Raw genomic sequence first — 17,903 nt, 5'->3', positions numbered from 1 at the left:
CAAGTACTCGCCTAGTCCAAAACACATCATATTACAACAAGTCAGAGGATAACCAGAGTGGTCCAAAATTCGGGCATCGAACATTTGCAGACCCACAAATGGCTACCCTATGCAATAACAGGCATCACCATCGCATTGTTGTGGTGCTGGTACATGTCCGGGTTGGGGCAAGATGGCCTGTCAAAGATTGATGAATTTTTTACTTATGACCGCAGCCTGGGTTTCATCCGCAACAATGACTGGCTTACCGTATATTCTCAGAATGAGCCCAGCCTAAAAAAACCACCCCTTCAATATTGGATGACAGCGGCATTGATCGAGCAGGGAATGTCGCACATGCTGGCCCTGCATCTGCCTTCGATGCTGTTTGCGCTTGGGTCGCTGATTGCAACGGCTTTGCTCGCCCGAGTTATGGTTCCCGATCAACCTTGGCTGATGTTGCCTGCGGTGTTGCTTGTGTCCAGTTCAAAAAACTTCTGGGGACATGCGACATCGGCCATGCTGGATAGCGGGGCAATGCTTTTTTCCACCTTGGGGGTGGTCACGATGCTTGCCGCGTTCGAGCGTCCAAAGTTGTGGCCATGGTTCGGGGTCACTGTGTTTCTGGCTGGATTGCAGAAAAGTCCGACCCCACTCGCATTTTTGGCTCTGGCACTCCTGACACTTGCTCTAACCCGGCGCTGGCAGGATCGACCCGTAAGCGAGATTCTAAGAAACAAAACCTTCCAGTGGACCATGGTGGCCTGTTTACTGCTGGCATTTCTATGGCCGTTGTTCCAGTACCTGCGCTTAGGTTTTGGTACCGAGTTTCAAGGCAGTGTGCGCGGTGAAATGCTACACCGGTTTGCGCCCACCGTGTCAGATCGAAGTCTAAAGAAGCTGTCAGAAATCATCCTGGGTAATGCACCAGTCTTAAGGTTTGCGGGTATTTTAGGCCTTTGCGCCCTGCCCTTCGCACTCGGCCGACCACGGCTGCTTGCCCCTGCCGGGATCGCATTGTTCTTTTTCCTGGCAATGTGGATGGCATCGGGAAAGGTCTATGATCGCTATACTTTGTTGATATTGCCAATGTTGATGGTGGGCGCAGCTTGGGGCATCTTGCTGATCTCAAAACGGCTTTGGGTGCGGGCCTTACTGCTGGCGGTGTTGTGTTTTTCCGAGCAGGGTCCGATCAAACGTACGGTTGATTATAGTCATCCCAACACTGCAGAACAGTTCGGCATAGACCTGCAGGATCTGCTTTCGCCGTTGCAATCAACCCATCAGCCAGATGAAACACTTGTTGTATGCGGTTTCAAAAACAGACACCGATTGCCCTTGGGTGCCGCCTCAGTGTACGCGTCACCCGACCGACGGTTCGTGTATATGAGGCACTCTGATTTACCGGGCTACCTCAAAAGATTTGGCTATACTTCCGGTCCTTTGAGAGGGGTTTGCCGAGCCCAAGAACTTAACCAGTTCTCAGATGTGCTTTCCGGATTGGATCGGCAATCTATTGAAGGCACAGATTTTGTCTATTGGACGGCACGCGGTTTGCGCCTTGATTGATGACAATCCCATTCGCTCGCAAACAAGCTATTTGCGGTGGCATGCGGGCAAAGTTCTTCGGAATCGAAGTGTTTCCCATCCCGAAGATCGGTAAGGTGTTTATTCCGAACGAGAACCTTCGCCAGAGCGGTGACGACCTTAAGCCCCTGTTTGTTTTTTGGCAGTTATGGAACATTCCGTGAAATTAGCGGCATGTTCATCAGCTTTGTTTCTTCCGAAAATCCTCAATTCTGATACAAATGCAATTATTCGAAAGTGAGATCGCAATGAATGCACTAACCAGAATTTCGCGAGGGATCGGTGTCGCCTTCAAGGACGGCAGAGTAAAGGGACTTTTGGCCTTTACGGCCGGTATGATCCTTTGGGCATCGGTGTTTTATCATTATGTCGAAGGCTGGAGCTGGCTCGATTCCATCTATTTTTCTGTCGTGACGATTTCGACTGTGGGATTTGGTGACTTTTCTCCGGAAACCGCGGCGGGGAAGATCTTTACGATGATCTACATCATCGTCGGCCTGGGTATATTTGTGACCACGGCAACCACTGTGGCGGATACCATTTTGTCCCAGAACGATGAGAAATCAGAAAAATAAGCCTCGTAAGGTTCAACCCACAAGAAGTCATGCGCAATCGCTTTATAGCCAGAACAGCTAAAGCGCTAATCCGGATTCATCTGTGTCTTCAGGCCACTGTAAGATCTTTGGTAGATTATAAATATACATATCGAGTTTTTTGAGTGTAATGTTGAGATAACAAATAGTGGAGGGATGGAATGGAAAAGACCCAGGACGCAAAGATTGTCGATCTAGCGATACGATTGCTTTTTCTCGGATTATTCCTCTACAGCGCCCTGGTCATGGTGGCGCCGCTTGCAAGCGTGGTTATCTGGGCAACGATCCTATGTGTGGCGCTTTACCCGGCATTTGATTGGCTGCAGTCCAAGCTGGGAGGTCGGAAAAAACTTGCCACGACGATCTTGGTTTTGTTGGGCCTTGTTCTAACCCTCGGGCCAGTCGCAACTGCGGTGTCTGGTGCCGCGGAACTTGGGTCCGAATTCGCGGAACAAGCAGACAAGGGTGAATTAAAGATTCCACCGGCACCCGAAGGCCTGAAAGAAATACCGTTAGTCGGGGGCAAAATTGCCGACGTGTGGGGAATGTTTGAACGGAACCTGGATGGTGCGCTTGCCAAATACGGTGCGCAAATCCTTGAGATCACCAAATCGCTCTTCGGAAAAGTGCTGGGCATCGGTATCGGGCTACTTGGCTTAGCTCTGTCCGTGTTGATTATGGGGGCGTTGTTCAGCCCCGGGCCAAATTTGGTCAAGGGTCTTCAGCGCTTTGCAAACCGTGTTTTCGCCCCGCGCGGTGGAGAATTCGTAACATTGGCGGGCGCAACAATTCGGAACGTGACAAAAGGAGTGATTGGCGTAGCAGCCATTCAAGCTGTCTGCGTTTGGATACTATTGGCCTTGTTTGGGATTTCTTCGGCCGCCACTCTCGCATTTATCTGCCTGATCCTCTCGATTATCCAAATCGGGCCCGGATTGGTTCTTATACCGGTTATTATCTACGCATGGAGTTCCATGTCCGGCGGTACTGCTTTGATCTTCACCCTATTGGCCGTTCCCGTCATGATAATGGACAGCTTCCTAAGACCCGTGTTCATCTCAAAAGGCCTTGAGACTCCTATGTTGGTCATCCTCATCGGTGTTCTCGGAGGTATGATGGCGTACGGTTTGATCGGCGTCTTTATGGGGCCGGTTCTCTTCGCTGTCTTCTATGAACTGTTCAAGGTTTGGATTGATACCTCACCCGAAGTCGAGAGTGCCGCTGAAGGAGCGGCGAAATGAGAAAGACGATTTGGACCACGCTGACCGTTATTCTTATCTTCTTAATCTGGTACCTGATCGCTGACCGAAAAACGCCATTTACCGGGAATGCCCGAGTAAAAGCAATTGCGACACAGATCGTTCCACAGGTCACCGGTACAGTCACCGAAGTTCTTGTCGAAAACGGTCAGGTCGTATCAGCCGGTGATGTTCTGGTTCGAATTGACCCAAGGCCCTACGAAATTGATCGCGACAAGGCCGAGGCTGATCTTGAGGCAGCCACGCAGGAGGTGGGTGCATCTTCGGCAGAGGTGAGCGCTGCACAAGCAAAGCTGGCAAGGGCACAAAGCGATCTAGACACGATGCGCATTCAGTCCGAGCGTGTTTTTGCGCTTGAAAAGAAAGGGTTGATTGCAATTTCAAAGGCCGATGACGCGCGTGGGCAACTGGCAGAATCCGAGGCAAATTTTGAAAACGCCAAAGCGGATCTGGAAAAAGCCAAACAGCGATTAGGCGACGACGGAATTGACAACCCGAAAATCCAGCGCGCGTTGGCTGCCTTAGCGGATGCAGAGCTTAATCTCGAGTGGACAGAACTGCGTGCTCCAGCGACAGGCGTCATATCCAATTTGTTGATCGCACCCGGAACATATGCGCGATCTGGCCAGAACCTATTGACTTTTCTGGATGCAACAGACGTTTGGATCGAAGCGTATTTTACCGAAAACAACCTTGGTCGGGCTTCGGTAGGATCACCTGTCGATGTGGTACTGGACATGCATCCCGGCCAGATTGTTCCAGGCGTGATCGAGAGCTTCAGCGCAGCAGTCTCCCTGAGCGGTGGGGATGAGCCCGGCCAGTTGGCCAGCCCGCCCAGCACCAAAGGATTTCTTCGTGAGCCTGAACGCTTTCCAGTGCGGATCGTATTGCCTGGCTACGAAGCCGGGAATGCCGAAGACGACTTGCGCTTCCAGCTTAATGGGCAGGCCGACGTTATCATGTATCTGAGCGAAAACACTCTGCTGAACGTGGTAGGTCGGACCTATATCCGTTTGGTATCAATCCTGTCCTATGCGTACTGAGGATCGAAATTCGGTTGTACGCCTGGCACTCGGCGTCACCGGGGTATTCTCCTTGGGCTTATTTCTGGGGTGGCCACTTGCGGTGGTAGGAGCGGTCTTCACCGCACTGTTTCTTCAGGCGCCCGCGGCTTTGCCCTTGGCAGCATTTGCAAAGCTCTTTGTCTTCTCGATCGGGCTGATGTTCATTTCATTCCTGCTGTCGTCAGTCTTTGCCCCATATCCCGTGGTGTTTTTGATTCTAGTTGCCATTGGGATCATCCTGTCTTTCATGTGGTCCGTTTCAGGTGCAGGCGTCCTGCCTGGTGTCATAGCCCTCATGGGTGCATTGATGATCCCAAACCTTGTTCTGCAGTCACAGGATCTGGCATTGGTGCTTGTATTTTGGATACCGTTGAACCTGCTATTTGCAGGTTTCATATCAACGCTGATGTTTGTGTTGATACCAGCTGCCCCCCCCACAGCGGCTCAGAAAAAGACCAATACTTCGCCTGACTTTGACCCGCATCGCCGGATCGCCAGAATGTCGCTTGTCACGGTTCCGTTCGCGATGGCGTTTTTTGTGTCCGGCGCTTCAGCCCTGTTGGTCCTATTCTTTGTCGCGCTTCTTAGCCAACAACTTGCAGCCATGCCGTCGATGGGCAAAACGGTGGCCAAAGCCATGCTGACGGCTAATCTCCTCGGGGCGGCGGTTTCAATCATCTGCTATGAAATAAACGTAATAGCTCCGGTTATTCTTACCCCAATTTTGTTGGGTTTTTTCATTTGCCTGACACTCGGAGCGCTTGGCAAATCGCAGGTCCCGCTCGCCGCTGCTGCAGGTTCGGCATTAACAACGGTTCTGATCGTTTACGGTGGTTCGATCGCTCCGTTTTCCGATGAGGCTGACGTCAAGAGCATCACAAGAGTATTGCAGGTCGCCAGCGCGGCCATTTTCGTGATCATCGCATATGTCGTGGTCGATGAGTTTTGGCCAGAACAAGAGCGCCGTGCAGCTCAATAGAGTGTGTTGCAAAAGTGCTTTGATCTAAAACCAGTGGCGTCACCAACTTAAACCTTCTGCTCTATTCATTTGGCCTGAAACCGTTCAGGTCAGCCTGTTTGCGGTGACTTAAGCACTCATAGGTCGTCGCGGAAGCTAAACCGGTTCTTCGATGTATGTCACAATTCGGGGTACAGGAAGCATCTAAGTGCTAGAAAGCGCAGTATTTGTATGAATAGTCTGGCGACCCCGGCAGGATTCGAACCTGCAACCTGCCCCTTAGGAGGGGGCTGCTCTATCCAGTTGAGCCACGGGGCCGCGTTTCGCTTTCTGTAACCGGGTTTATTCGGATTGTCATCGGCTTTGCACAACAGTTGAACAGATCACCCTGTTCACGCTACCATCGCGGAAACAAACAATGCAGGTATCCCCGGTGACAATAGAAACAAAACGCCCGCTTACCCTTCGTGATGTTTCGGAAGCGTCCGGAGTGTCGGAGATGACAGTCAGCCGGGTGCTACGCAATCGCGGAGATGTATCGGACGCCACCCGTACCCGCGTTCTGGCTGCTGCGAAGGAATTGGGATATGTGCCCAACAAGATCGCCGGTGCCTTGGCATCAAGCCGGGTGAACCTTGTGGCAGTGATCATTCCATCGCTGTCGAACATGGTTTTCCCCGAGGTTCTGACAGGCATCAATCAGGTACTGGAAGATACTGAACTTCAGCCGGTGGTCGGTGTCACGGACTATCTGCCTGAAAAGGAAGAAAAGGTGCTCTACGAGATGCTCTCGTGGCGGCCTTCGGGCGTGATCATTGCTGGGCTGGAACATACTGAAGCCGCCCGCGCCATGCTGGATTCGGCAGGCATTCCGGTGGTCGAGATCATGGATACCGATGGCAAGCCCGTCGATGCCATGGTAGGAATCTCACACCGCCGCGCCGGACGCGAGATGGCACAGGCGATCCTGAAGGCTGGATATGAGCATATCGGTTTCATGGGTACCAAGATGCCGTTGGATCACCGTGCCCGCAAACGGTTTGAAGGCTTTACCGAAGTGCTCGGCAAGCACGGGATCGAGATCGAAGATCGCGAGTTTTATTCGGGCGGCTCAGCGCTGGCCAAGGGCCGAGAGATGACGCATGCCATGCTGGAACGTTCGCCTGAGTTAGATTTTCTTTATTATTCCAACGACATGATTGGCGCGGGTGGGCTGCTTTATTTGCTGGATCAGGGGATAGACGTGCCTGGTCAGATTGGCCTCGCCGGGTTCAACAACGTCGAGCTGTTACAAGGATTACCGCGTAAGCTGGCGACGATGGATGCCTGCCGAACCGAGATCGGGCGCACCGCTGCAGAAATCATCGCGGCAAAGCTGGCCGATCCAGAGTCAGAGGTTGATGCCCGTGTCACCTTGACCCCTAAGATCAGCTTTGGTGACACGCTAAAACGACGCTAGGATCCCATGACCCTGCAACGCCTGAACAACCGCCAAGCGCGGACAATGTTCATGGATCGCCACGCGCTGCTGGAGCAGCCGGCAGGCGGTTCTAAAGGTGAGGATCTGTTGCGATTGATCCACCGCCTGGGTTTTGTGCAGCTCGACAGCATCAACACGGTCGCACGCGCCCATGATATGATCCTGTATGCGCGGCGACCAAGCTATCGCCCGCGCAACCTCAAGCGACTTTACGAGCGTGATCGGGCGCTGTTCGAACACTGGACCCATGACGCTGCCGTTATCCCGATGGATTTCTATCGCCATTGGCACCTGCGGTTCCTTCGCGATGCCGACATGCTGAAAGCCCGATGGAAGAACTGGCGACGTGATGGCTTTGAACAGAGATTCGAATCTGTTCTTCAGCACATTCGCGATCATGGTCCCGTCGGATCATCTGATGTGGGCAAGGATGAAAAAAAGGGGTCTGGTGGTTGGTGGGATTGGCATCCGTCAAAAACAGCGCTGGAATACCTTTGGCGATCCGGGGCGCTGACTGTAATCGGTCGTGAGGGGTTTCAGAAACGCTATGATCTGACGGAGCGGGTTATCGACACCCAACTTTGCCCCGGCAGCATAGCGTGCGACGTAGATGCAACCGTGGATTGGCTTTGTAACGCGGCACTCGACCGGCTGGGCTTTGCCACGTCAGGAGAGCTGGCTGCATTTTGGGATACCGTCAGCGCCGGCGAGGCAAAGGCGTGGTGTGATCAGGCTCTGACAAAGGGAATAATCGCAGAAGTATTCGTAGAGTGTGCGGATGGGAATGACCGCAAAGTCTTTGCACGGCCCGAAATATCCGAACAGGTGGCAGCGCTGCCAGAAGCGCCCGGTCGGATCAGGGTTCTTAGTCCTTTTGATCCCATGTTGCGCGATCGTAAACGCGCGGAACGCCTATTTGGGTTTCATTATCGCATCGAAGTGTTCGTCCCCGAGCCCAAGCGCATTTACGGATACTACGTCTTCCCCTTGATGGAGCGGAGCCGCATGATCGGCCGTATCGACATGAAGGCACACCGTAATCACGGCAATCTGCATGTTCGGGCAATGTGGCCCGAGCAGTCGGTCCTCTGGTCCGATGCAAGAACCCGACGGCTAGAGGCGGAACTTGACCGGGTTCGACGATTCGCTGATCTAGACACCATAGAATTCGCTAGAAACTGGCTGAAAGACCCTAAATAGAGCCTGTATTACCTCAAGAAACCATGTTCTTCGACAAGCTCCATCAGATCTCTGATCGACTCATTCTCGGTCTGCCCAGATGTATCCAGCTGAGCGTTCGCACGCCCGTACAATGCCTCGCGACTGGCGAGTATGCACTTGAGCTGCTCCATTGCTTTTGGATTTCCTGCCATGGGACGTTCGTCGCCTTGCGCGCGCACCCTTTCCATATGCTCGGTGGGTGTCGCCCGAAGCCAGACGGTGTGAAACCGGCTCAGCAATGTCGTATAGGTCGAAGGCTCTGAAACGATCCCACCAGCGACAGCAAGAACCATTCGATCATCGGCGGCAATGACTCGGTCCAACGCTTGCGCTTCAAGGTTGCGATATCCCTCTTGCCCGTAGAAGGCCATGACTTCAGCCAATGGCATCCCCGACATTTCTTCGATCTGAGCCGTCAGTTCCACAAAGGGCAGCTTAAGCGCAGCGCCAAGCAAAGCACCCAGCGTTGATTTCCCCGCGCCACGTAAACCGATCAGACAGACCCGCTGTGCCCGAGCATTCTCAGCAGGATCGGGACGCAGTGCCCTCATGACGTTGTCTTTGATGTCATCGCTGGCCTGCCGGAACAGTTCGAGCATCTGCAAACCATCGGAATCCCAGGGATCTTCTTCGCCGATCAGCCATTCGGCCTTGTAATCCAGCGCCTGCGCAATCCGATGCAATACTCCGATCGAGATATTACCCTCACCAGCTTCGAGTTGAGCTAGATACCGGGGCGAAACACCCGAGCTTTCCGACAAAACCCTGCGCGGAATGCCGCGCATTTGCCTGGCCTTCCGCACACGCGCTCCAACGCGCTCGCTCAAATCCTGCGTGGCGAATTCTTTAGTCTGTGCCGGATTTTGCGGCTTGGGCCCATCCATCTTTGTCAGACCGTTTGTTCCAGGTGACCCTAAAGCTACGACGCTAGAACGACGCGGGCAATCGATATTGTACAAACTCAGGAACCGATGCAGGAATTGCTGCCCAAAAATAAATAAAAGTCCATTGTTTAGAGTCTATTCAGCTTGAGTAATTAGCTTTTTAAGTCGTGTAGTTCGCTCAAAAGATTCAGCAGTGTTTCGTGTTGCTCAGCCCCCCATCAATTCGCGCGTTTGTGCCGCCAACCGCAACATTTCCGGCAAGTTGGCATGAATAATCTGCATTCCTTCTTTGGTGATTTCGACGATCTGGCGACGACGATCTTTTTCGACGGCCTGCCGTTTGATCAACTTTTTATCTTCCAGCTTTTTCAGAATCCGAGTCAGGCTGGGAAGCGACAAACAAGCGCGTTCTGAGATCTGCGTGGGTTCTTGCGGACCTTCTTCTTGCAAGACGCGCAGTACGCGCCATTGCTGTTCAGTTATCCCAGCGTCAGCTAAAACACTACGTATCGGCCCCATCACCCTTTCACGCGCACGCAACAAGGCAATCGGCAGTGATCGAGACGTCAACGGCAAACTATTCGTCATGGTTAATTTTGACGCGACTCCCTTTGTTTCGCAATAGATTGCTAAGTTCACACAAACTTGCAGGGCTGGATTTTAATTAACTTGTTTATTAATGGTGAGTCGAAGTGATTATTCAGCAGGCAGATCAGATTGGCCGCAAGGAGACCGCAATGAATTGGGACGAATTTTCCGTATGGGGCAAAAAAATCGCTGATTGGACACAAGATTATCACCTGACCGTTGGCGACAAGCCCGTTCGTGCAAGAACTGAGCCTGGCGATATTCTGAACGCCTTACCCGCCCATCCGCCCGAGCATGGTGAAGCAATCGAAAGTATTTTTCGCGATTTTGAACAGATCGTGATGCCCGGTATCACCCATTGGCAGCACCCCCGATTCTTCGCCTATTTCAACTCGAACGCGTCTGCGCCGTCGGTGCTTGCTGAATTCCTGGCCAGTGCCATCGCGCCGCAATGTATGCTGTGGCAGACCTCTCCCGCCGCGACCGAGATGGAAACGCGGATGATGGATTGGCTGCGCGAGGCGCTGGACCTGCCTGAAGGATTTGCCGGGGTCATACAGGATTCCGCCTCTTCGGCGACGCTGGCGGCTGTGTTGACCATGCGCGAAAAGGCAATGAACTGGCAAGGAAACAGCCAGGGTCTTTTTGGCCAAAAACCACTGCGTGTTTATTGCTCGTCCGAAGTACATACCTCAATCGACCGCGCCATTTGGGCTTCGGGGATCGGACAAGACAATCTTGTGCGCATTCCTGTTCAAGGTGATTGGCGTGGGATGGATCCAAACGCGTTCGAAGCAGCGATTCAGGCTGATTTAGACACTGATTTACAGCCAGCTGGTGTGATCCTTTGCGTTGGTGGAACAGGAACCGGGGCGACTGATCCGGTGGATCGCTGCCTTGAGATTGCGCGTAAATACGGGCTCTATTCGCACGTCGACGCGGCCTGGGCCGGCTCTGCTATGATCTGTCCCGAATATCGCAAATACTGGCCGGGTATCGAACAAGCTGACAGCATCGTCTTCAATCCGCATAAATGGCTAGGTGTCCAGTTCGATTGCTGCGCACATTTCTTGAAGAACCCCGATGATTTGGTCCGCACGTTAGCGATCAGCCCAGAGTACCTAAAAACCCATGGGAAAGACGGAATCATCAACTACTCGGAGTGGTCGGTGCCACTGGGCCGTCGGTTCAGGGCATTGAAGCTGTGGTTTGTCATCCGAACCTACGGGCTGGAGGAGCTGCGTGAACGGCTGCGCAATCATGTCAACTGGTCGGTCGCGCTGCATGATCGACTGGCAGCTGAGCCGGACTTTCGGATCGTCACGCCGCCAATGTGGTCGCTGTGGACCTTCCGATATGAGCCGCAGGGCGCCACCGACCTGGATGACCTGAACTTGCGACTGGTGAACGCGATTAATGATGACGGGCGGATTTATCTGACCCAGACCCGTATGGACGGTGATTTGGTCATCCGCTTTCAGGCCGGGCAGTTCGAAACCACTGAGAGCGATGTTTTGATGGCATATGACGTGATAACAGAAGTCGCGCGAAGCCTTTAGGCCCGCATCACAGCTGCGGCCTGCGCGTAGCCGCCTGAGGCACCGTCAACGAAGTGAACATGGTCATCGCTCATTGCTGAGGGCACAAAGCAGGTCATCATCGCCTCTTGCTGAGCATGCAGGCCGTATCGGATCTTACCGCTTGCCTGGGCGTCTTCCAGCATCCGGGTGATCTGCTCCAACGTGGATGGGTCGCAATCCAACGTCATCTTCAATCCGTCATCAAATTTGCGAAAATCCGCGTTGCGGCTGACCATTTCTTTATAGTGATTGGGTTCGAACTGCCCCAATCTTACACCAGTTTTGAACAACAGCCCGATCAGCATATTTTCGATCATCAGCCGTATCTTCTGAACCAGCAGATTGCGCCCAGCGCGTGAGACATGGGCATCGATATCAACACCTGGCGGAGGAAAGCTCATCGGTGGTCCCTTTTGGGGAACCGGATGACCGGCCCGGTCCAACCCTTCGGCGATCGATAAAACGGATTGGCTCAAAGCCGCGAAATCGGCTTCGCTAGACTCTAATGTTGGCTGAATTACCAGAGATACGATCTGACCGTGGCGGGCCGGACTGTTGGACCAGCGGCAAGACAGGCCCGTCAGGTCAGGCTGCGCGTCAAGCCCAGCCGGTGGAATGGCGACGCGCCCGGATTTCATCTGCGCCTCGGCCCAGGCCAATCCACCGCCTGTAAACATCGCATAGTCAACACCAGTAGAGGGCGCATAGCGGGCAACACGAAGATCGCGCCCAGCAGCGCGGATGTCAGCCACCGAAACCAGCCCTGCGCGCAAAGTGATGGCAAATTCTGTTTCGGCCCAACTCTGCAAAGCCGCTAACGTTTCGCGCGCTATCCTGGCATCTTCGCCCGGCACTGCAAAGCCGGCCCCATCGCCACCAAAGACATAGGGGAATACACGACCTCCCAGCGCGTTGATCATGCCAGAAATAACCGCAGCACCAACCATGTTAACGGTTTTGTAACGGCCACGCTCGATCTCTCCGGTCGAGTCCACGATATCCGCGACTCCCAAAACCCACGTATCAGGCAAAGGTGTAAACTGCACCGGATCGCTCAGTCGCAGGAAGCTGTCTGAAATAGGGACTGAGTCATAAAATAAAGAGTCTGAAGGGGGCATAACACTCTCTGAAATTCCCAAAACTGCTTTCAAGATAGCCCAAATGTGAAGGATGTCTGCCCCTTTAGCGCTACCCCGAGCGCTTGTGCAAGCCTGCACAACGTGCAAAGCATCTCGGCAGGGTATACGGGCAAAAGAGGCAGCAGATGCAGGCAGGCTTGATAGTTTTATGTCTGGCTTATGTCCTCAGCCAGTTTTTTCGCGCATTCCTGGCCGTGCTGACTACCGATCTGGGCAGAGACATCGGGGCCACGCCCGAAGACCTGGCCTTTGCGTCGGGGCTTTGGTTTCTGATCTTTGCCGCAATGCAAATCCCGGTGGGCTGGGCTCTGGATCGTGTCGGCCCAAGGCGCAGCTCTGCGATGCTTTTGCTGATTGGCGGCGCAGGCGGGGCTGGCCTGTTCGCCATTGCAACCACTCCGTTTCATGTTGCGCTGGCCATGGCGCTGATCGGGGTTGGCTGTTCCCCTGTCCTGATGGCGTCCTATTATATCTTTGCCAGAGAATTTCCACCTGCCAAATTCGCCACGCTCGCCGCAGTAATGCTGGGCGTTGGGTCAGTCGGCAATCTGGTGGCCTCTTACCCAACGGCTCTGGCGGTTGAGCTTATGGGGTGGCGGGCCACATTGGGTGGTTTAGCGATCATTTCGGGCGTGGTGGCTGCAGGGATCTGGCTGACGGTGCATGATCCCAATAAGGTCGAGACCGAACACAAAGGATCGGTTCTGGACCTGCTGAAAGAGCCCGCCCTCTGGACCATCCTGCCACTTATGCTGGTGGCCTATGCGCCCTCTGCGGCGTTGCGCGGTCTCTGGGCAGGGCCTTATCTGCGCGATGTATTTGACCTCAGCACTACTCAGATCGGGCAGGCAACGCTGATCATGGGTGCAGCGATGATTGCGGGCACCTTTGCCTATGGGCCTTTGGACCGCATCCTTAAGACCCGCAAATGGGTGATCTTCGGTGGCAACGCCCTGGGCGCAGCCACTTTAGGACTGCTGTGCCTTTGGATCGACGGGGGCGTCTGGCTCTCGGTCTTGCTGCTTGCGGTCATCGGCTTTCTGGGCGCCAGTTTTCCGGTCATCATGGCGCATGGTCGCGCCTTCATTCCAGCCCATCTGGTCGGGCGTGGTGTTACCCTGCTGAACCTCTTCGGCATCGGCGGTGTCGGGTTGGCGCAATTTGCCACCGGGCGCATCCATGCGGCCAGCGCCGCGATCAGCCCCTCGGCGCCCTATACCGCAATCTTCGGCTTTTTCGCCGCCACCCTTGCAATTGGTTGCGTGATCTATCTGTTCAGTCGGGACAGCGTGGACTGAAACCGGAGCCCACCCGTGCGGGACATCGAAGTGGTTGCGCTCAAATTGAAACTTTCCCCGTCAGGTGTGACGACTACGTTTATCCGGCTGCTGCCGATAGGTGAAAAGATGATCGGCACCCGCACCACCAAAGCGTTCGAAGCCTAGCAGAAACAAAAATTGCAGGACGCCGGGCTTGGAGACCGCGTTCATTTTCTGGGCGAACACCCCTGGGATGAGATTGTCGAGACCTATCGCGCGCTCGATCTGTTCGTGGCCCCGCGCGGCACGAAGGATTTGGCCTGACCTCGCTTGAGGCGATGGCCTCGGGCGTTCCCGCCATCGCCTGCCATGGGGTCGGTGCGTTCAGCGCGCAGATCAAAGATGACGAATCCGGGCGACTGGTCGAAAAAGATATTGCTGAGGCGCTGGCCGGTGCGCCGGAAGATATGCTGCATGACCGCGCCGCATTAACCACCGCGGGACACGCCGCGTGCACCCATGTCGAACAGAACTTCGAATCGAAAGCGAAGCGCAGGCAATTGTCGAGGTTTGTCGATCCTTGCTGAAACAACCTTGAACGGTACTGAACTGTGTCAAATCGGTGTGACGGGGTGAAATATGCCGAAACGCCTCTTTTTTCTTTGCCGCAACGCGGCTATGAACGCGCGTCCTTAACTTTGGAGACATGAAATGGGCTATCGCGTCGTAGTCGTCGGTGCCACAGGAAATGTGGGCCGCGAAATGCTGAACATCCTGGCGGAACGCCAATTCCCGGTCGATGAACTTGCCGCACTGGCAAGCCGTCGTTCGCTGGGCACCGAGGTTAGCTTTGGCGACACGACACTCACGACCAAGGACCTGGATACTTTTGATTTCACCGGATGGGACATGGCGCTGTTTGCCGTGGGTTCCGAGGCGACCAAAGTCTACGCCCCCAAGGCGGCGGCAGCTGGCTGCGTGGTGATCGATAACTCATCGCTCTATCGCTATGACCCGGACATTCCGCTGATCGTGCCGGAATGTAACCCGCAGGCGATCCACGACTATAAGAACAAGAACATCATCGCCAACCCCAACTGCTCGACCGCGCAGATGGTGGTGGCGCTGAAGCCGCTGCATGACCGCGCCAAGATCAAGCGCGTTGTCGTCTCGACCTATCAGTCGGTTTCCGGTGCCGGAAAGGAAGGCATGGATGAGCTTTGGGATCAAACCAAGGCCATCTATAACCCGACGACCGAGGTTGAGCCGAAAAAGTTTCAGAAGCAGATCGCCTTCAACGTCATTCCACAGATCGACGTCTTCATGGAAGACGGCTCGACCAAGGAAGAGTGGAAGATGGTTGTCGAGACCAAAAAGATCGTCGACCCGTCGATCAAGGTCACAGCCACCTGCGTCCGCGTTCCGGTCTTTGTTGGCCACTCTGAGGCCGTAAATATCGAGTTCGAGGAATTTCTGGACGAAGACGAAGCCCGCGACATTCTGCGCGAAGCGCCGGGCATCATGGTGATCGACAAGCGTGAAGCGGGCGGCTACGTCTCGCCCATCGAATGCGCGGGTGACTTCGCCACCTTCATCAGTCGTATCCGCCAGGACTCGACCATCGAGAACGGTCTGAACCTGTGGTGCGTGTCCGACAATCTGCGCAAAGGCGCAGCGTTGAACGCAGTTCAGATTGCAGAATTGCTGGGCCGTGAGGTTCTGAAAAAGGGCTGAGGCTGCACAATTTCGAAAGTCGATTAAACCCCGCTGCGCCGTCAGCGGGGTTTTTCTTTTTTTGAGGACAAATGGGGCGTCAGCCCGCAGGACTGCCGACGCCCGTTGCTGATAAAAACCCGCAACGACCATCGATCGATTGGCGGGCAGAGTTGACGTTCAGTTTAACACTTCTTCGGCGGCATCTATTGCCCAAATTCAACGGCCTGAGACCTTCATCTCAATCCAAATAGCTGGCGCGCAGCATTCAAATGTCAGCGCAAAATGCTCTGCCGTGAAAACCATTTCCCAGAAAAATGCCCAAATGATAGGCTGAGATATTATGGAAAGCCGACCAAATCGTCGATTAGCAGCTATTTTAGCAGCCGATATCGCAGGCTATTCAAGACTGATCGGTTTGGATGAAGAAGGCACCATAGACAAGCTGCGTTTGATCCGTGCCGAAGTCATCGAGCCATTGGTCTCAGGGCACTCGGGGCGCATTGCGAACACGGCGGGTGACAGCTTTCTGATCGAATTCCATAGCGCTGTCGATGCGGTGCGTGCGGCGGTCGACATACAATCGGAACTTTTGAAAAGAAACTCAGATATCGAACCTGACCGCGCCATCGTTTTTCGGATCGGATTGAATGTCGGTGATGTGGTCTCGAACGCGAATGACATATTGGGCGACGGCGTCAACGTGGCCGCGCGGCTTGAGGCATTGGCGGAACCGGGTGGAATTATCGCATCGCAATCGATCGTTGAATATGCCCGCAACAAGGTTCCTTTCAGTTTTGCGTCAATTGGTCCGCAATCAGTCAAGAACATCGCAGAACCGGTTGAGGCTTTCCGAATAGAAACTGATGCGGCACCCTTGCCGACAAAGCCGAAAGCGAAAAATGCGTCACGGTTTCTTAAGTTGGCTGCGGTTATGGCTGTGCTGATATTGATGGGTTATTTCGGGGCAATGAACTGGAAAAAGGGGCAACTGCGCGCCTCAGAAGCGCAATTGGCCTACCCGCTACCAGACCTGCCATCAATTGCCGTGCTTCCGTTGACAAATTTTACCAGCGACCCGTCCAACAAGATGCTGATCGATGGCGTTTCCGAGGACCTGATTACGGATTTATCCCGCATTTCCGGTTTATTTGTCATCGCGGGAAATACCTCTTTCGCTTTTCAGGACCGCGACATTGATGTTCCAGGTTTTGCCGAAAAATTGGGTGTTCGTTACGTCGTCGATGGAAGTCTTAGACGCACCGATGAAGGTTTTCGGGTCAATATCCGCCTGACCGACACGGTAAACGGTAGATTGATTTGGGCCGAACGTTTCGATGGTGAAATTGACGAGATTTTTGACCTGCAAAACAACATTGTGCTGGCGATTGCTCAGGAGCTTGATGTTCCTCTCGATTCTCAAAGTCGAATCGCAATCGAAAACGTAGAAACGGAAACCATCGAAGCACGCGAAGCATTCCAGCGCGGTTGGGAGCTTTATTCGCGTTTCAATGAACGCGACAATCTGGCTGCAATTCCGCATTTTGAACGCGCAGTCGAGTTGGACCCTGATTATGGGCGTGCCTGGGCGACTCTTGCTCTGGCACATTTACGACCGCACATTTTCCACCATTGGACAGGCTTCGCAGGCGCTGACGAACAGATGCATATTGGTCTGTTCTATAAGTACTTCCGCGAACTGACGGAGCAGGACACCTCATTGATCCACGTCGTCCGGGCGATAGTCAGTCTTAACCTTCCGGATTGGGACAGTGCCCAGGGCGTAAGTCGGGGAACGGATGAAGCCAGGCAAGAGGCTGCAAAAGCCATTGCCCTGCAGCCCAGCGACCCAGAGGCGCATTTGACAATGGGATGGGCCCTGATTGCGGGCGGTGAACCTGAGGAAGGACTGGCCTTTGTACAGGCTGCAATGCGTCTCGACCCTGCGTATCCCAGCCACTACGCGTTGTTTGAAGGTGCTGCGCTTTTTGCAATGGATGATCTGAACGGCGCAGAGGCGGCCATATTGCATGAACTGGATCGGAACCCTCAGGCAATTGAATTGATGCCATTTGCGGCCTCGGTTTTGGCCTTAAATGGCGATCGGAGCTCTGCGCGGGCAATGATCGATCGATGGCAGAAGGGAAAGCATGAGCGGGTTCTGAACGAAGTTGTTCGCGAGTACTTCTTTATAGTGCGCTGGATTGGCGCGCAGCAATATTTGAACAATCGCTTGAAAAAAGGTCTTCGATTGGCCGCGCTTGCACCGAGTACAACGATAGCAAGCCTCAAAGCCGATTTGTCACGCGGGGATGCCAAGGAACAGCGTGAAGCAGCTCAAAGATTGGCGCTATTTGGTGCCAATGCAGCACCAGCAGTTCCTGAGTTGATCAAGCTGCTCGACAGCCCATCGGTTTTTGTCAGAAAAGAAGCAGCCATTGCTTTGGGTGAAATTGGAGAAAGTGCCTCATCTGCGTTGCCCGCATTGGAAGCAAGCGTTGACAAATCCTTGTCGGGGAGTTTCGCTGCCCGAGCCATCGAACAGATACGCGGATATTCACAATAGTAACGACCTTGATCTCTGCCTGGAGACAGGACC

Annotated in this window: 17 protein-coding genes and 1 tRNA gene; 14 read left to right on the top strand and 4 right to left on the bottom strand. The window is 53.9% G+C overall.

The genetic code is table 11. The features are described 5' to 3' along the window. Positions 1-57: 57 nt before the first annotated feature. The 5 genes from G7G_RS0119065 (at position 58) to G7G_RS0119040 (ending at position 5,461) form a co-directional block, all read left to right on the top strand. Entirely contained in the window at positions 58-1,548 is a 1,491-nt protein-coding gene (locus tag G7G_RS0119065) for an ArnT family glycosyltransferase (protein ID WP_010443059.1), read from the top strand. Between the two features lie 239 nt (positions 1,549-1,787). Next, entirely contained in the window at positions 1,788-2,141 is a 354-nt protein-coding gene (locus G7G_RS0119055) for a potassium channel family protein (RefSeq protein ID WP_010443057.1), read from the top strand. A 179-nt stretch (positions 2,142-2,320) separates the two neighbouring features. Beyond that, positions 2,321-3,400, top strand: coding sequence for an AI-2E family transporter (locus G7G_RS0119050; RefSeq protein ID WP_010443056.1), 1,080 nt, complete (start codon positions 2,321-2,323; stop codon positions 3,398-3,400). Continuing rightward, positions 3,397-4,461, top strand: coding sequence for an HlyD family secretion protein (locus G7G_RS23340; RefSeq protein WP_010443055.1), 1,065 nt, complete (start codon positions 3,397-3,399; stop codon positions 4,459-4,461). The genes G7G_RS0119050 and G7G_RS23340 overlap by 4 nt, the downstream gene beginning before the upstream one ends. Beyond that, complete coding sequence (locus G7G_RS0119040; protein ID WP_010443054.1) at positions 4,451-5,461, top strand: DUF2955 domain-containing protein; 1,011 nt, start codon at positions 4,451-4,453, stop codon at positions 5,459-5,461. Before G7G_RS23340 ends, G7G_RS0119040 begins: the two co-directional genes overlap by 11 nt. A 220-nt stretch (positions 5,462-5,681) precedes the next feature. On the opposite strand, the gene G7G_RS0119035 is transcribed toward G7G_RS0119040, so the two are convergent. Further along, positions 5,682-5,758: transfer RNA gene (locus G7G_RS0119035), tRNA-Arg, on the bottom strand. Between the two features lie 115 nt (positions 5,759-5,873). On the opposite strand from G7G_RS0119035, the gene G7G_RS0119030 reads away from it, so the two are divergent. Both G7G_RS0119030 and G7G_RS0119025 read left to right on the top strand, forming a co-directional pair. Next, a complete protein-coding gene (locus G7G_RS0119030) occupies positions 5,874-6,899 on the top strand; it encodes a LacI family DNA-binding transcriptional regulator (protein ID WP_029622196.1) in 1,026 nt (341 codons plus the stop codon). A 6-nt stretch (positions 6,900-6,905) separates the two neighbouring features. Then, on the top strand, positions 6,906-8,120 hold the full coding sequence (locus G7G_RS0119025; protein WP_010443052.1) for a winged helix-turn-helix domain-containing protein: 1,215 nt from the start codon (positions 6,906-6,908) through the stop codon (positions 8,118-8,120). An 8-nt stretch (positions 8,121-8,128) separates the two neighbouring features. Here G7G_RS0119025 and G7G_RS0119020 read toward each other — a convergent pair whose 3' ends face one another. Both G7G_RS0119020 and G7G_RS23335 read right to left on the bottom strand, forming a co-directional pair. Then, positions 8,129-9,025 carry a helix-turn-helix transcriptional regulator gene (locus tag G7G_RS0119020; RefSeq protein WP_010443051.1) on the bottom strand — a complete coding sequence of 299 codons (897 nt, stop codon included), beginning with the start codon at positions 9,023-9,025 and terminating at the stop codon, positions 8,129-8,131. 207 nt (positions 9,026-9,232) lie between these two features. Continuing rightward, complete coding sequence (locus tag G7G_RS23335; protein ID WP_310793667.1) at positions 9,233-9,664, bottom strand: MarR family transcriptional regulator; 432 nt, start codon at positions 9,662-9,664, stop codon at positions 9,233-9,235. 98 nt (positions 9,665-9,762) lie between these two features. Between G7G_RS23335 and G7G_RS0119010 the strand changes: the two genes are divergently transcribed. Next, positions 9,763-11,172 carry a pyridoxal phosphate-dependent decarboxylase family protein gene (locus G7G_RS0119010; RefSeq protein WP_029622194.1) on the top strand — a complete coding sequence of 470 codons (1,410 nt, stop codon included), beginning with the start codon at positions 9,763-9,765 and terminating at the stop codon, positions 11,170-11,172. Here G7G_RS0119010 and G7G_RS0119005 read toward each other — a convergent pair. Further along, positions 11,169-12,311, bottom strand: coding sequence for a DUF3095 domain-containing protein (locus G7G_RS0119005; protein WP_029622193.1), 1,143 nt, complete (start codon positions 12,309-12,311; stop codon positions 11,169-11,171). The genes G7G_RS0119010 and G7G_RS0119005 overlap by 4 nt on opposite strands. Before the next feature lie 146 nt (positions 12,312-12,457). Here G7G_RS0119005 and G7G_RS0119000 point away from each other — a divergent pair, with 146 nt between their 5' ends. From G7G_RS0119000 to G7G_RS0118975, 6 genes are all read left to right on the top strand, one after another. After that, complete coding sequence (locus tag G7G_RS0119000; RefSeq protein ID WP_010443047.1) at positions 12,458-13,630, top strand: MFS transporter; 1,173 nt, start codon at positions 12,458-12,460, stop codon at positions 13,628-13,630. 15 nt (positions 13,631-13,645) lie between these two features. Beyond that, a complete protein-coding gene (locus G7G_RS24875; protein WP_010443046.1) occupies positions 13,646-13,777 on the top strand; it encodes a hypothetical protein in 132 nt (43 codons plus the stop codon). Between the two features lie 12 nt (positions 13,778-13,789). Beyond that, the gene (locus G7G_RS24870) at positions 13,790-13,915 is read left to right on the top strand and encodes a hypothetical protein (protein ID WP_010443044.1); all 126 of its coding nucleotides are present in this window, start codon (positions 13,790-13,792) and stop codon (positions 13,913-13,915) included. Further along, a complete protein-coding gene (locus tag G7G_RS24760) occupies positions 13,912-14,178 on the top strand; it encodes a glycosyltransferase (RefSeq protein ID WP_324292956.1) in 267 nt (88 codons plus the stop codon). The genes G7G_RS24870 and G7G_RS24760 overlap by 4 nt, the downstream gene beginning before the upstream one ends. Positions 14,179-14,302: 124 nt before the next feature. Then, entirely contained in the window at positions 14,303-15,325 is a 1,023-nt protein-coding gene (locus tag G7G_RS0118980; RefSeq protein ID WP_010443042.1) for an aspartate-semialdehyde dehydrogenase, read from the top strand. Positions 15,326-15,647: 322 nt separating this feature from the next. After that, positions 15,648-17,870, top strand: coding sequence for a HEAT repeat domain-containing protein (locus G7G_RS0118975; protein WP_010443041.1), 2,223 nt, complete (start codon positions 15,648-15,650; stop codon positions 17,868-17,870). Positions 17,871-17,903 lie beyond the last annotated feature (33 nt).

It is taken from the genome of Ruegeria conchae (genome assembly GCF_000192475.1).
GTDB lineage: Bacteria > Pseudomonadota > Alphaproteobacteria > Rhodobacterales > Rhodobacteraceae > Ruegeria > Ruegeria conchae.
The sequence above is the reverse complement of the archived record's forward strand: the minus strand, read 5'-3'. Positions and strand labels throughout refer to the sequence as shown.